Raw genomic sequence first — 13,858 nt, forward strand, 5'->3', positions numbered from 1 at the left:
TCAGGATTTATTCTTGCGCTCGCGCAGCTCGCCGAACACTGCGGCGGCATCCGCGCCCTTCATGTGTAGCCTGGCTGCGACCGAGGGTTCATCAGCGCGCAGGAACACGTTTGCTCGCTTCTCATCACCAAGCAGTGAGGGGATGGTCGGCTTGTTCTCCGCCCGCAGCCTCGCCACCTCCGCCGCGCGCGCCTGGAGCGCCGCATTGTCGGGATCGACAGTGAGCGCGAATTTGACGTTGGAGGCGGTGTATTCGTGGCCGCAATAGAGCTTGAAGTCGTCAGGGAGCGCCCGCAGCTTCAACAGCGAATCCCACATCATCGGGTAGTCGCCCTCGAACACGCGGCCGCAGCCGATCGAGAATAGCGTGTCGGCGGCGAACAGCGTTTTCTCGGTGTCGAACACATAGGAGATGTGGTCGAGCGTGTGGCCCGGGGTTTCCAGCACGCGTCCCAGCAGCGTGCCGATCTTGATCACGTCGGCATTGGCGACGCGCAGGTCGACATTGGCGATCTTCGTCGTCTTGTCGTGCGGCGCGACGACGCGGCAATTGTATTTCTGCTTGAGTTCGGCGACGCCGCCGACATGATCGCCATGATGATGGGTGATCAGGATGTCGGTGAGCTGCCAGTCCTCGCGCTCCAGCGCCTTCAGGATGGGGCCGGCCTCCGGCGCATCGATCGACGCCGTCGCCTTGGTTTCCACATCGTGGATCAGATAACCGAAATTGTCGTTTAAACAGCTGAAAGTACGAATTTCGGCGGCCATGACATCTCCATCGCGCTCAGCCCCGTCAGACAGATATGGCGTTAACGTTGCGCAGGCAATGCAATATTCAGCGCGCAGCCGCCGCCTTGTGCATGTTACATTGCCGTCATGAGCATGGATGTCGTCGACCTTCGCGAGTTCTATTCCCGCCGCCTCGGCATCGTGGCGCGGCAGATGATCAATCGCGGCATCAAGGAACGCTGGCCGAATGCCGAGGGCCAGCGCGTGCTCGGCATCGGCTATCCCACGCCCTATCTCGGCCTGTTCCGCGAGGACGCGGAGCGCTGCATCGCCTTCATGCCGGCAGCCCAGGGTGTGCTGAAATGGCCGACCGGGCGGCCCGCGCTGGCTGCGCTGGTCGACGAATTCTCGCTGCCGCTGCCCGACGCCGCGGTCGACCGCATCCTGCTGATCCATGCGCTGGAAATGTCGGACGATCCGGCTGCGCTGCTGCGTGAGGTGTGGCGGGTGCTGTCGCCGTCGGGACGCGTCATCGCGGTGATCCCGAACAGGCGGGGGGTATGGACGCGCAGCGACAACACGCCGTTCGGCCATGGCCGGCCCTATTCGCGCTCGCAGATCACGGACCTCTTGCGCCAGACCTGGTTCACGCCGACGGCCTGGGGCGAGGCGCTGTTCATGCCGCCCTACGCCGGCGGCTGGGTGCTGAAATCGGCGCAGATGTGGGAGCGCGCCGGTGCGGCGTTGTCGCTGCCCTTTGCCGGCGTCCACATCGTCGAGGCCACCAAGCAGGTCTATCGCGCCATCCCCGCCAAGCGCGAACGGGCGCGGCTGATTCCGTCGCTGGCGAAACCCGTGCTGGTGCCGTCCTCGACGACGGTGACGCGAGGCTGAAAACAATTCGTCCCGGCGCAAGGCCGGGACGATTGCAGTTCGCAAGATCCGAAAAACGCTGTGGCTTACTCGCTCGGGGCGAGATCGTCGCCGGAGCCGGCCGGAGCCGCCTCGCGCTCAGGGCGCGGGCCGCCATGCGGCCGGCGTCGCCGCCGCGGATAGCGTTCGCCGCCACCACCATTGCCGCCCTCGAAGCCGCCCTGGCCGCCGCTCGCTTGCGGCTGCGCGCCGGTGATGAAGGACGGCAGGCGATCGACATTGCCGGCGTCAGCGACGACAGGTTGCGGCTGATTCGGCGGTTGCGGCTGGTGCTGCTGATATTGCGGTTGCGGACGATGATCGCGTTCGCGCTGCTCGCGCGGCTGCTGCTGCTCGCGCTGATAGGGCTGCTGGCTGTTGTCGCGCTGCTGATAGTCACGCTGCTGATCGCGCTGGCCGTCACGCATATAGGGCTGCTGCTGCGGCTGCGGAACGAAGCCCGGCTCCTGGCCGAAATTCGAGAAATTCTCGCCGTCGTCCTCGCTGTCGTCGCTGCTCACGATCGGCTCGTCGCCGCGCGGCTGCTGCTGGTTCTGACGGAACTGCTCCTGGGCCGCCGCGATCAGGCGGAAATAGTGCTCGGCATGCTGGTAGTAGTTCTCGGCGGCGACCGGGTCGCCCGAGGAGCGCGCATCGCGTGCAAGCTGGAGATATTTTTCGGCGATGTGCGAGGCGGTGCCGCGAATCTTGATGTCGGGGCCGTTCGATTCGTAGACCCGGGTCATCGGGTTCTGGCCGCGCCGGTTATGATTGTTGTTGTTATTATTGTTGTTGCGGTTGCGCATCCGCTGCTTGTTCTGACCGTTTCTCATGTCCTGCCTTTAATTCCAGCCCTAAAGATTGCACGCATTACTGATTGCCGAGAGTGAGCTCGAAAGTGACCCTATGACAGCGGTTCACATGCCTCGCGGGTTCACATGCCTTGCGCGCACCGCGCGCAAGAGCGGATTAGACCCTGCCGATGTTCGTCGACCGTCGCGTTCAACAAAGACGCGTTCCCCACCCGCCAGCATTCATTGCCAGCGAACCCATTCATATCGCCTGCCGAAACAAGCCCTGCTTTGTTGCGTAAGTCTTCAAGCGCAATATCAGGCTTTCGTTCACGTTGCGGTCGGAAAGCAGCGCGGCTCACTGGCCATCGCGCTTCACAGGACCTGCGGCTTGGAACCTGTAATCAGTAAAGCTCTCGCCCGAGAGCCCGGCTTTCGCCCGTAGGTCTACGGGGCCGGCACCGATGTGTTGATCCGGAACGTAGTCGTTCCCAAGGGATATTCCAAGAGGTTTTTTCGAGCCCAATCGGGCTTTTATGGGGGCATTTTTCGGGCCGAAACGGCCCGCGGGATCCCCGCCAGGTCAGCTCTCGGCGGCCTGTCCGCTGATAATCCTGCGGTCGTCATCAGGGCTTCAATATTGCTCGCCTGACCCTGTCCGGCCTCGACGATCAGGGCGCCGCCGGGCGCGAGGCGCGCGGCCGCCTGGGGGATCAGCGCGCGGTAGGCGTCGTAGCCATCGTTGCCGCCATCGAGCGCCAGATGCGGGTCGTGCTCGCGCACCTCGGTACTCAATTTCGGAATTTCGGCGGAAGGAATATACGGCGGATTCGACACGATGAGATCGAACGGGCCCGAAAGCGCCGACGCATAGGAGCAGGCGACGAAGGCGGCGCGGCCGGCAAGGCCGAGAGCTGCGGCATTGCGTTTTGCGGTGCCGAGCGCATTGAGGCTGAGATCGGTGCCGACGCCGAAGGCGTCGGGAATTTCATGCAGCAGTGCGAGGAGGATCGCGCCGGAGCCGGTGCCGATGTCGGCGATACGCGGACGATCGGATGTAGGGCGTTCGCGGAAAAGTTCGAGCGCGCGCTCGACCACCGTCTCGGTGTCGGGACGCGGCACCAGCGTCGCCTCCGACAGGCGAAACGGCAGGCCCCAGAATTCACGCGTGCCGAGAATGCGCGCCACCGGCTCGCCGGCGATGCGCCGCTGCGCGTAGCCCGCGAGCCGCGATGCCTCGGCTGCGGTGAGCGTGCGGGCGGCCTGCGCGACCAGGCCGGTCAGATCGAGATCGAGCGCCGCGCCAAGCAGGATGCGGGCGTCGAGCTCGGCTTCGTCGAGCCCCGCCGATCTCATCTGCGCGGCGAGCGCGCGCCGCGCGCGCTCGATGGGCTGTCCGGAGAAGGGATTGCTCACGCTGCCGTCACGCCGCCGCGCCCTGCGCGGCGAGCTGGGCGGCCTGGTGCTCGGTGGTCAGCGCATCCGTCAATTCGCCAAGCGCTTCGCCGGCGATCACCTGCGGCAGTTTGTAGAGCGTCAGATTGATGCGGTGGTCGGTGACGCGTCCCTGCGGAAAATTATAGGTGCGGATGCGCTCGCTGCGATCGCCGGAGCCGACCTTCTCCTTGCGCTCGGCCGAGCGCGCGGCGTCGACGCGCTGCCGCTCGGCGTCGTAGATGCGCGAGCGCAGGATGTTCATGGCGGAGGCGCGGTTCTTATGCTGCGAGCGGCTGTCCTGCATCATCACCACGATGCCGGTCGGGATATGGGTGATGCGGATCGCCGATTCGGTCTTGTTGACGTGCTGGCCGCCCGCGCCTTGCGCGCGCATGGTCTCGATGCGCAGATCGTCGTTCTTGATGTCGACATCGACATCCTCGACCTCGGGCAGCACGGCCACCGTCGCAGCCGACGTATGGATGCGTCCCTGCGTCTCGGTGTCGGGGACGCGCTGCACCCGGTGCACGCCGGACTCGAATTTCAGCTTGGAGAACGCGCCGCGGCCCTGCACCTCGGCGATGATTTCCTTGTAGCCGCCGACAGTGCCTTCGCTCGCCGAGATCACCTCGACCTTCCAGCCCTGCAAGCTCGCGAAGCGCTCATACATCCGGAACAGGTCGCCGGCGAACAGCGAGGCCTCGTCGCCGCCGGTGCCGGCGCGTATTTCCAGCACCACGTTGCGGTCGTCCATGGCATCCTTCGGCAACAGCGCGATGCGGATCTTCTGGACCAACTCCTCGATCTTTGGCGACAGCTCGTCGCGTTCGGCTTCCGCCATGCTGCGCATCTCGGTGTCAGTTCCGGGATCGGCGATCAGCGCCTCGGTGTCGGCGAGCTCTTTGACCGCGGAACGATAAGCCTTCACGGCCTCGATCAGCGGGGTGATCTCGGCGAGCTCGCGCGTGACCTGCACGTAGCGCTCGGAGGAGAGCTGTCCCAGCGATTCGGCCTCGAGCGAGGCATGATGCGCGAGCAGGACGTCCAGTTTGGCTTCGGGGAGTGACGACATCGGTTCAGTCTCAAAATAGCGGAAGGAGGCGAGGCGGCGGGTAGCGGCGGCAGGCCCGCTACAACGCCAAGCCTTCGGCTTCGGCAAATTCCGTCAGCTTCTGCCGGATTGAGACGCTGCCGGTCGGCGCATCCAGCAGCGGGCCGAGCATCGCTTCGGCCTTTTTCGCGTCGAGGTCGATCACCATCGCCTTGACCGGACCGAGCGCGGTCGCCGACAGCGACAGCGATCGGTAGCCCATCGCGATCAGCGCCAGCGCGCCGATCGGCTTCGAGGCCATCTCGCCGCACAGCGATAGCGATTTCTTCGCGGCCAGCGACTTTTGTGCGATGTCGCGCAGCGCCCGCAGGATCGGCGTCGACATGGTGTCGAAACGTTCCGAGACCTTGGCATTACCGCGATCGACCGCGAACAGAAACTGGAACAGATCGTTGGAGCCGACCGAGATGAAGTCGACCTTCTTCAGGAGCTCGTCCATCTGATAGAGCAGCGCCGGCACCTCGACCATGGTGCCGATGTCGATCCGCTCCGGCAGCGTGTGGCCGTGCTGGCGCAGATATGTCAGCTCCCGCTCGACCAGCGCCTTCGCCGAATCGAACTCGGCGACCTCCGAGATCATCGGGAACATGATGCGCAGCGCGCGGCCGCCGCCGGCGCGTAAGAGCGCGCGAATCTGGCCGCGCAGCAGGCCCGGACGATCCAGCCCGAGCCGGATCGCGCGCCAGCCGAGTGCGGGATTTTCCTCGATCACCGTCTCCATATAGGGCAGCGCCTTGTCGCCGCCGATGTCGAGGGTGCGGAAGGTGACCGGCTTGTGGCCTGCGGCATCCAGCACGGCGCGGTAGAGCGCGAGCTGATCGCTGGTGCGCGGCAGGCTCTGGCCGACCATGAATTGCAGCTCGGTGCGGAACAGGCCGATGCCCGCGCTGCCGGTGTCCTCGATATGCGGCAGGTCGATGGCTAACCCTGCGTTGATCAGCAGCTCGACCTTCTGGCCGTCCTTGGTGATGCAGGGACGGTCGCGCAGCGCCAGATATTGTGCCTGGCGGCGGGCGCGGAAGCGCACGCGCTCGGCATAGGCCGCCTCGATTTCCTGCGACGGCCGCACATAGATCGCGCCCGAGGTGCCGTCGACGATGATGGCGTCGCCTGGGTCGGCAATGCCCGGCGCGTTCGGCACCTCGCCGACCGCGGGAATGCCGAGCGCGCGCGCCACGATCGAGACGTGGGAATTGGCGGTACCTTCCTCCAGCACGATGCCGCGCAGACGCTTGCGGTCGTAGTCGAGCAGCGCCGCCGGTCCCATCGCGCGCGCGATGACGATGGCATTGTCGGGCATCTGCTCGCGCGACGGCGCATGGTCCTGGCCGACCAGCTGCCGCATCAGGCGATAGCCGAGATCCTCGAGATCGTGCAGCCGGTCGCGCAAATAGGGATCGGTGACGCGCAGCATGCGGGCGCGGGTGTCGGATTGGACGCGCTCGACGGCGGCTTCGGCGGTGAGGCCGGTGGCGACCGCCTCGTGCAGCTTGTGCGACCAGCCCTGGTCGTTGGCGAACATGCGGTAGGCTTCGAGCACGTCGCGATGCTCGCCGCCTTCGGCGACGTCGCCGCGTTCCAGCATGCGGTCGAGATCGGAGCGCAGCTTGGCAAGCGCCGTGTCGAGCCGCTTGATTTCCTTCGGCAGGTCCTCGGCGATGTAGTCCTTGATGACGACGCGCGGCTCGTGCAGCACGACATGGCCGAGCGCGATGCCTTCCGAGAGGATCGCACCGGCCTTCTGGGTCGAATGGCGCGCGGCCGGCTCGGCGCCGGGCTGGGCGAGCGCGGACAATTCGCCGGAGGCGATCAGCTCCGCCAGCACCATGGCGGTGGTTTGCAGCGCCTCGAGCTCCTCCTCGACATAGGTGCGCTTGGCGCGGTTCTGCACCACCAGCACGCCGAGCGTGTTGCCGGCGCGCAGGATCGGCACGCCCAGGAAGGAGTAATAGATTTCCTCGCCGGTCTCCGGGCGGAACGAGAAGGCCGGATGGCTCTGTGCGTCGTTCAGATTGAGTGGCGTCGCCTCGCTCGCGACGAGGCCGACCAGGCCTTCATGGGCGCTGAGCACGGTGTGGTGTACAGCCTCGCGGTTGAGGCCTTCGGTGGCGTAGAGCTCGAGCGTATTGTCGATGCGCAGCACGTAGACCGAGCACACCTCGGCCACCATGTTGGCGGCGATCAGCACCACGATCTTGTCCAGCCGCTCCTGGGCCGAGACCTGCTCCGCCATGGTTTCGCGGAGCCGTCTCAACAAGACGCGGGGACCTCCCGACGCGCTCCGCATGTACCGTCAATCTCCTCCGTCTGCCGGGGCCGAAAGGGCCCGCGGCGGCTCGCCCAGAAATCCAGAAAAACAACAAACTTGCTCGTCCGGCGCCGGCCCCAAGCCCAAATCTTCTCGAGATCTGGCGCCTGAGCCGAATCAGCACCGCCTCAACTGGGGCACAGTTTGTGGCAGCCCACCCTGTTCGCCGTATAGCGAATTGGGGCTTGTTTTGCCAAGCAAAACGCCTGCCAAACGCGAAAGTGTGGACACCTTCGCGTTTGCTGCGACCGCTAAGAGAAAATTAGACTATGCCTGATCGAGACCGTAGAGCGTGTGCAGCGTGCGCACCGCAAGCTCGGTATAGGCAGTGTCGATCAAAACTGAGAATTTGATCTCGGAGGTTGTGATCGCCCGGATGTTGATATTCCGTCCGGCGAGGGCCGAGAACGCCTGGGCGGCGACGCCGGCATGGCTGCGCATGCCGCTGCCGATCACTGAGATCTTGGCAACGTCGGTGGCGGTGTCGAGCCGGGCATAACCGATCGTGGCCTTGGCGGCGGTGATTGTCTCCTTGGCGCGTGTATAGTCCGCGGCCGGCACCGTGAAGGTGAGGTCGGTGGTCTTGCCGTCCTCGGAGACGTTCTGCACGATCATGTCGACATTGATGTTGGCGTCCGCGAGTGGGCCGAAGATCGATGCGGCAACGCCGGGCTTGTCCTCGATCTGGCGCACCGAGATCTGGGCCTCGTCCTTCGAAAAGGCGATGCCGGTGACGACGTGATTTTCCATGATCTCCTCCTCGCTGCAGATCAGCGTGCCCGGCGGCTGGTTGGCATGCGGGTCGATATCCTCGGGCTTGTCGAAGCTCGAGCGGACGAAGATCGGCATGTTGTGGACCATGCCGAGTTCCACCGAGCGCACCTGGAGCACCTTCGCGCCCTGGGAGGCCAGTTCCAGCATGTCTTCGAACGCGATCTTGTCGAGCCGCTTGGCCTTCGGCACGATTCGCGGATCGGTGGTGTAGACGCCGTCGACGTCGGTGTAGATGTCGCAGCGGTCAGCCTTGACGGCGGCGGCGATCGCGACCGCCGAGGTGTCGGAGCCGCCGCGGCCGAGCGTGGTGATGCGGTTGGTCTCGGGATTGATGCCCTGGAAGCCGGCGATGACGGCGACCTCCTTCCGCTCCTTGAAGCGGTTGATGATCTCGCTGCCGTCGATGTCCACGATCCGGGCCGAGGCGTGGGCGTCGCTGGTCTTGATCGGGATCTGCCAGCCCTGCCAGGAGCGGGCCTGGATGCCCATGTTCTGCAGCACGATGGCGAGCAGGCCCGAGGTGACCTGTTCGCCGGAGGCGACGACGGCGTCGTATTCGCGCGCATCGTGCATCGGCGAGGCCTCGGTGCACCAGGCCACCAGCTCGTTGGTCTTGCCCGACATCGCCGAGACGACCACGGCCACCTCGTGGCCGGCGTCAACCTCACGCTTCACATGGCGTGCGACGTTGCGGATACGGTCGATGTTGGCGACGGACGTGCCGCCGAATTTCATCACGAGACGGCTCATGACGACGCGTGCATTCCCTCTTAAGGATCAGTATGGTGGCCGCGCTGGACGGGTAGCGCCCTGCGGATACCGACCGCGCGTATACAGAGGGGCGGCGCCGGGGGCAAGCGGGTTCCTGCGGGGGCAGGGTGCGGGGGTAATGGGTTAACCGAGATCATGGCGCGTTATATCGACGAGATCCTGCAACCGGGCGAGCGGGTGCTGTATTCGACCAATGCGCACTGGATCTTCTATTTTCCGGCGATTGTGGCCTGGATCGTGGCACTGGCGCTGTTCGTCGTGTCCCGGCAGGTCGATATCTACAGCGCGATGGTCGCGTGCCTGTTCGGCTCCGGCCTGGTGGCGCTAGCCGCCCTATACTGGACCGTGAAGGGCTGGTTCCATCGCCTCTCGACCGAGACTGACGTCACCAATCTGCGGGTCGTGCACAAGACCGGTTTCATCAAGCGCCGGACTTTCGAGATGGCGCTGGACAAGGTCGAGAGCGTCGACGTCAACCAGACCATCCTTGGACGTATTCTCAACTATGGCGACGTGACCATCAACGGCGTCGGCGAGGGCCGCGAAACCATCGCGACCATCGCCTCGCCGCTCGCCTTCCGTAGTTCGATCACCACGCGGTAGGACCGCGCTATCCGATGAGCATGCAGCAAAATACTTCCGCAACCGCCACCGCCCAGCCCGGCTCGACCGTCGATGCCGCGGAGATCGCAAAGTTCTCGAAATTGTCGGCGGAGTGGTGGGACCCCAAGGGCAAGATGGCGCCGCTGCACCGGATCAACCCGTTGCGCCTCGGTTACATCCGCGACGCCGCCTGCCGCAAGTTCGAGCGCAATGTGCGCAGCCTCAATTGCCTCGGCGACTTGCGCGTGCTCGACATCGGCTGCGGCGCCGGCCTCTTGTGCGAGCCGCTGTCGCGGCTCGGGGCGCAGGTGATCGGCGTCGATCCGTCGCAGAGCAACATTGCGGCTGCAAAACTGCACGCCGACAAGGGGCATCTGTCGATCGACTATCGCTGCACCACGGTCGAGGAGATCGACCCGCGCGAGCGCTTCGACATCGTGCTGGCGATGGAGGTGGTCGAGCACGTCACCGATGTCGGCATGTTCTTGAAGCGCTGCGCATCGATGCTGAAGCCGAACGGCCTGATGGTGGTCTCGACGCTGAACCGGAACTGGAAGAGCTTTGCGCTCGCCATCGTCGGCGCCGAATATGTCCTGCGCTGGCTGCCGCGCGGCACCCACGAATGGAACAAGTTCGTCACCCCCGACGAGCTGACCAAATATCTCCTCGACAACCGCCTCGTCATCACCGAGCAGACCGGCGTGGTCTACTCACCCTTCGCCGACAAATGGATGCTGTCCTCCGACATGGACGTAAACTACATGGTGGTGGCGGAAGGGATGGTGTGAGGGGGCGCTGCGATAGGGCCGGCTGTATCCACTCCTGTGTCGTCCCGGCGAAGGCCGGGACCCACACCCCCAGGCAGAAGTTGCGACGCGAGACTGGTCACCACGAGTCTTCGCCCAACCAAATTTTGTGGCTATGGGTCCCGCCTTCGCCGGGACGACACGGAGTTTGTAGCGAGGGCATCGCTCCTATGATGTGGGCGTGATTGACCTGCATTGCCGCCGGCGGCAATTTGGCCGCAAACTCACCTCCCGCCATCGTCACCCATGTTCACCGTCACCAGCCTCTGGATTCCCTTCACCGTCATTGCCGCGCTCGGCCAGGTCGCGCGCAATGCGATGCAGCGGTCGCTCACGAAGCCGCTGGGGACCTGGGGCGCGACCAATATCCGCTTCCTGTTCGGTTTCCCGTTCTCGCTGCTGTTCTTAGGGCTGGTGCTGGCCGCGACCGGCGACCATCTCGGCATGCCGCCGGCCGTGTTCTGGCCGTGGCTGTTGTTGGGTGCGCTCAGCCAGATCGTCGCCACCGGCCTGATGCTGCTCGCGATGAACGACCGCTCCTTCGTGGTGACGACGGCGTACCTGAAGACCGAGGCGATCCAGACCGCGATCTTCGGCTTCGTCTTTCTCGGCGATCACCTGACCTGGCTAAAAGTGCTGGCGATCGTGATCGCGACGATCGGCGTCGTCATCACCGCGCTGCGGCCCGGCGGCGAGAAGAGTTTTGCGGAATTGAGGCCGACCATCACGGGTCTCGTCGCGGCGGCGGCCTTCGCACTCTCTGCGGTCGGTTTTCGCGGCGCGATCATCAACGTGCAGGGCGTGTCGTTCGTGACAGCGGCCTCATTCACGCTGGTGCTCGGCCTGTTCGTGCAGACGCTGATCCTGACGATCTACCTGCTCTGGCGCGCGCCAAATGTGTTGCGGGGAATCCTCGGAATGTGGCGGCCCTCGATGCTCGCGGGCTTCACGGGCGCCTTCGCCTCACAGTTCTGGTTCCTGGCCTTCGCGCTGACGGCGGCCGCCAATGTCCGTACACTCGCTTTGATCGAGGTGCTGTTCGCGCAAGCCGTGGCGTATTACTCGTTCAAGCAGCCAATCGCGCCGCGCGAGCTTGCAGGCATCGCGCTGATCATCATCGGCGTCGCGGTGCTGGTGGGAGTCTAGTTCCGATCTTCCGGCAACGTCGGCAGCGGCGAGACCTCGATACCCTCGTCGATCAGCGATTTCGCCTCATCAGGCGAGGCCTCGCCGTAGATCGGGCGATGTTCCTTGTCGCCGTAATGCATCGCGCGCGCTTCGTTGGCAAAGTGCTCGCCGACATTGTCGGCGTTCTTGACGATGTGGTCGCGCAATTCCTTCAGCTTGGTGCGCAGCTCTTTCTCCTGCGCCATCATCAACGAGGTCGGTCCGGACGGCGCGGCCTCAGGCGTGGTGGTTGCAGTGGCCGGCTCCGGCGGCGGAGCCGCAGGGCCGCGGCCCTTCTTGCCGACGATGCGCGGGGCCATGATCGCCTTGTCGACCTTGGCCGAGCCGCAGATCGGGCAGGTCACGAGCTTGCGCTTCACCTGCGAATCATAGGCCGACGAGCTCTGGAACCAGCTCTCGAATGCGTGGTCGCGGTCGCAGTGGAGCGCGTAGCGGATCATGCCGATCCCCGCACCAGGTGCAGATGATCCGGCCCGGCCTTGGGATCGGAGACGCCGAAGCGGCGGCCGTGCTGGAGCGACGGGATCGCGCGGCGCGCGGTCTCGACCTTGGCCGGATCGATCTTGGCCATGATGATGCCGGGCTCGACATCGCCCTCGGCGAGGATCTCGCCCCAGGGATCGATGATCAGCGAGTGACCATAGGTCTCGCGCTTGTTCTCGTGGGTGCCGGCCTGGGCCGCGGCGAAGATGAAGCAGCCGGTCTCGATCGCGCGTGCGCGCAACAGCACGTGCCAATGCGCTTCGCCGGTCTTGCGGGTGAAGGCGGAGGGAACGGTGATGAAGTAGGCGCCGCTCTCGGCGAGCGCACGGTACAGCGCGGGAAAGCGCACGTCGTAGCAGATCGTCAGCCCGACCCGGCCCCAGGGCAGGTCGGAGATCACGGCGGTCTCGCCCGGCTGGTAATTGGCGGATTCGCGATAGCTCTCGCCATCGGGCAGCTCGATGTCGAACATGTGGATCTTGTCGTAGCTCGCGAGCACGTTGCCCTCGGGCCCGATCAGGAAGGAGCGGTTCACGGCCTTCTCAGGCGAAAAGCGCAGCGCCAGCGAGCCGACATGGATGTGGATCTTCAACTCGGCGGCGAGCGCGCGATACGCCTTCAGCGAGGTGTCGTCCTCCTCGCTCTGGAGATGCTCGAACAGCGCCTTGCGGTTTACCTGCATCATGTTGCTGACTTCGGGCGTCTGCACGTAGTCGGCGCCGTTCGCGGCCGCCTGCCGGATCAGCTTGGTGGCCTGCGCGAGGCTCGGCCCGGGCATCAGGCCGGTGCGCATCTGCACCATGGCCGCGGTAAAGGTGCGATCTTCACTCATGACACCGCCTTCACGCTTTCGAGCAGGCCGTCGAGCTTGCCTTCGCGATCGAGCGCGTAGAGGTCGTCGCAGCCGCCGATATGGGTCCCGCCGATCCAGATCTGCGGGAAGGTCGAGTCTTCGCCGGCGCGGTGGTACATCTCGTCGCGCCAGGATGGGTTCTTGGCGACGTCGAATTCCGTGAAGGTCGCCTTCTTGCGGGTCAAAAGCGACCTCGCGGCGGAACAATAGCCGCAGCCCGGCCTGGTGTAGATCTCGACAGCAGCGGTCATGGTATCAAGCGCTCTCATGTCATGAATTTGTTGAATTATATGGGGCTTTACCGGCTCTCGACAACCCGGGCGAAGACCAGCACGTCAACCTGGGCCGCCTTGGCGCGCAGCAGGGCGCGTGCGCAGGCATCCAGCGTCGCGCCGGAGGTGAGAACGTCGTCGATCAGGATGATACGGCGGCCCTGGACCTCGGTTTGACGGTCAGGGGATACCTGGAATGCGCCCTGCACATTGGTGGCGCGCTGGGCCCGTGACAGGCCGATCTGCTGCTCGGTGGCACGCGCCCGCCGCAGCGCTTCACTCCGTACCTTGACCCCGCTCTGCCGTTCGATGATTCGCGCCAGCACGCCGGATTGGTTGTAGCGGCGGCGCCAGGCCCGCCGCCAATGCAGGGGAACGGGCACCAGCATGTCGGCGCCGGCCAGCAGCTCGCCGCCCGCGCGCGCCATCCAGCGGCCCATCGCGGGCGCGAGATCAGTGCGGTCCTGGTATTTCAGCGCGTGCACCAGCGTACGCGCGACGTCGTCATAACGCACCGCAGCGCGTGCCCGCTGGTAGGCCGGCGGGCTTGCGATCGCCTCCATCGACAGCATGTCGGGGCCGGGGTCATAGACGAAGGGAATGCCAAGCCGCGGGCAATAGGGCCGTTCAATGAACGACAGCTTTGCCCAGCACACAGCGCAAACGCCCTCGCCATCGACCGGCTCGCGGCAGGACACGCACAGCGTCGGCAGCGCGATGTCGAGCGCAAGCCGCGGAAGATGCGCAAGCACGTCGCGGCAGGCGCCGAGCGCGCCGCGCAGATGGCTTGCAATGGAACGTGATGCCTCGGCGTCCATTG

The 13,858-nt window shown here is 65.1% G+C and carries 14 protein-coding genes; 4 read left to right on the forward strand and 10 right to left on the reverse strand.

The features are described from left to right. Entirely contained in the window at positions 1-768 is a 768-nt protein-coding gene (gene gloB / locus IC761_RS02865; RefSeq protein ID WP_195801803.1) for a hydroxyacylglutathione hydrolase, read from the reverse strand. Positions 769-876: 108 nt separating this feature from the next. Here gloB and IC761_RS02870 point away from each other — a divergent pair, with 108 nt between their 5' ends. After that, positions 877-1,623: a methyltransferase domain-containing protein gene (locus IC761_RS02870; protein ID WP_195801804.1), complete on the forward strand. Its 747-nt coding sequence runs from the start codon at positions 877-879 to the stop codon at positions 1,621-1,623. Between the two features lie 65 nt (positions 1,624-1,688). Here the strand turns inward: IC761_RS02870 and IC761_RS02875 are convergent, their stop codons facing one another. The 5 genes from IC761_RS02875 to IC761_RS02895 all read right to left on the reverse strand — a co-directional run bounded on the left by IC761_RS02875 (position 1,689) and on the right by IC761_RS02895 (position 8,812). Further along, a complete protein-coding gene (locus IC761_RS02875; protein ID WP_195801805.1) occupies positions 1,689-2,474 on the reverse strand; it encodes a DUF4167 domain-containing protein in 786 nt (261 codons plus the stop codon). A 492-nt stretch (positions 2,475-2,966) separates the two neighbouring features. Beyond that, positions 2,967-3,788, reverse strand: coding sequence for a peptide chain release factor N(5)-glutamine methyltransferase (gene prmC / locus IC761_RS02880; protein ID WP_438265158.1), 822 nt, complete (start codon positions 3,786-3,788; stop codon positions 2,967-2,969). A gap of 67 nt (positions 3,789-3,855) precedes the next feature. Next, positions 3,856-4,941, reverse strand: a complete 1,086-nt coding sequence (gene prfA, locus IC761_RS02885; protein WP_195801807.1) for a peptide chain release factor 1 — start codon at positions 4,939-4,941, stop codon at positions 3,856-3,858. Between the two features lie 58 nt (positions 4,942-4,999). After that, positions 5,000-7,267: a phosphoenolpyruvate--protein phosphotransferase gene (gene ptsP, locus IC761_RS02890; protein ID WP_195801808.1), complete on the reverse strand. Its 2,268-nt coding sequence runs from the start codon at positions 7,265-7,267 to the stop codon at positions 5,000-5,002. A 288-nt stretch (positions 7,268-7,555) separates the two neighbouring features. After that, positions 7,556-8,812 carry an aspartate kinase gene (locus IC761_RS02895; RefSeq protein ID WP_195801809.1) on the reverse strand — a complete coding sequence of 419 codons (1,257 nt, stop codon included), beginning with the start codon at positions 8,810-8,812 and terminating at the stop codon, positions 7,556-7,558. A gap of 156 nt (positions 8,813-8,968) precedes the next feature. Between IC761_RS02895 and IC761_RS02900 the strand changes: the two genes are divergently transcribed. From IC761_RS02900 to IC761_RS02910, 3 genes are all read left to right on the forward strand, one after another. Then, positions 8,969-9,436, forward strand: a complete 468-nt coding sequence (locus tag IC761_RS02900; RefSeq protein WP_195801810.1) for a PH domain-containing protein — start codon at positions 8,969-8,971, stop codon at positions 9,434-9,436. A gap of 14 nt (positions 9,437-9,450) precedes the next feature. After that, on the forward strand, positions 9,451-10,224 hold the full coding sequence (ubiG, locus tag IC761_RS02905; RefSeq protein ID WP_195801811.1) for a bifunctional 2-polyprenyl-6-hydroxyphenol methylase/3-demethylubiquinol 3-O-methyltransferase UbiG: 774 nt from the start codon (positions 9,451-9,453) through the stop codon (positions 10,222-10,224). A 264-nt stretch (positions 10,225-10,488) separates the two neighbouring features. Beyond that, on the forward strand, positions 10,489-11,388 hold the full coding sequence (locus IC761_RS02910) for an EamA family transporter (RefSeq protein ID WP_195801812.1): 900 nt from the start codon (positions 10,489-10,491) through the stop codon (positions 11,386-11,388). Here the strand turns inward: IC761_RS02910 and IC761_RS02915 are convergent. Genes IC761_RS02915 through IC761_RS02930 form a run of 4 tightly spaced genes read right to left on the reverse strand, consistent with a single transcriptional unit; the run spans position 11,385 to position 13,856 of the window. Then, positions 11,385-11,870: a DUF1178 family protein gene (locus IC761_RS02915; protein WP_195801813.1), complete on the reverse strand. Its 486-nt coding sequence runs from the start codon at positions 11,868-11,870 to the stop codon at positions 11,385-11,387. The two genes, IC761_RS02910 and IC761_RS02915, sit on opposite strands and share 4 nt — an antisense overlap. Then, positions 11,867-12,745 carry a carbon-nitrogen hydrolase family protein gene (locus IC761_RS02920; protein WP_195801814.1) on the reverse strand — a complete coding sequence of 293 codons (879 nt, stop codon included), beginning with the start codon at positions 12,743-12,745 and terminating at the stop codon, positions 11,867-11,869. The genes IC761_RS02915 and IC761_RS02920 overlap by 4 nt, the downstream gene beginning before the upstream one ends. Further along, positions 12,742-13,017: a glutaredoxin 3 gene (grxC, locus tag IC761_RS02925; protein ID WP_195801815.1), complete on the reverse strand. Its 276-nt coding sequence runs from the start codon at positions 13,015-13,017 to the stop codon at positions 12,742-12,744. Before grxC ends, IC761_RS02920 begins: the two co-directional genes overlap by 4 nt. Before the next feature lie 47 nt (positions 13,018-13,064). After that, entirely contained in the window at positions 13,065-13,856 is a 792-nt protein-coding gene (locus IC761_RS02930; protein ID WP_195801816.1) for a ComF family protein, read from the reverse strand. Between the last annotated feature and the right edge of the window lie 2 nt (positions 13,857-13,858).

Source organism: Bradyrhizobium commune (assembly GCF_015624505.1).
Lineage (GTDB): Bacteria > Pseudomonadota > Alphaproteobacteria > Rhizobiales > Xanthobacteraceae > Bradyrhizobium > Bradyrhizobium commune.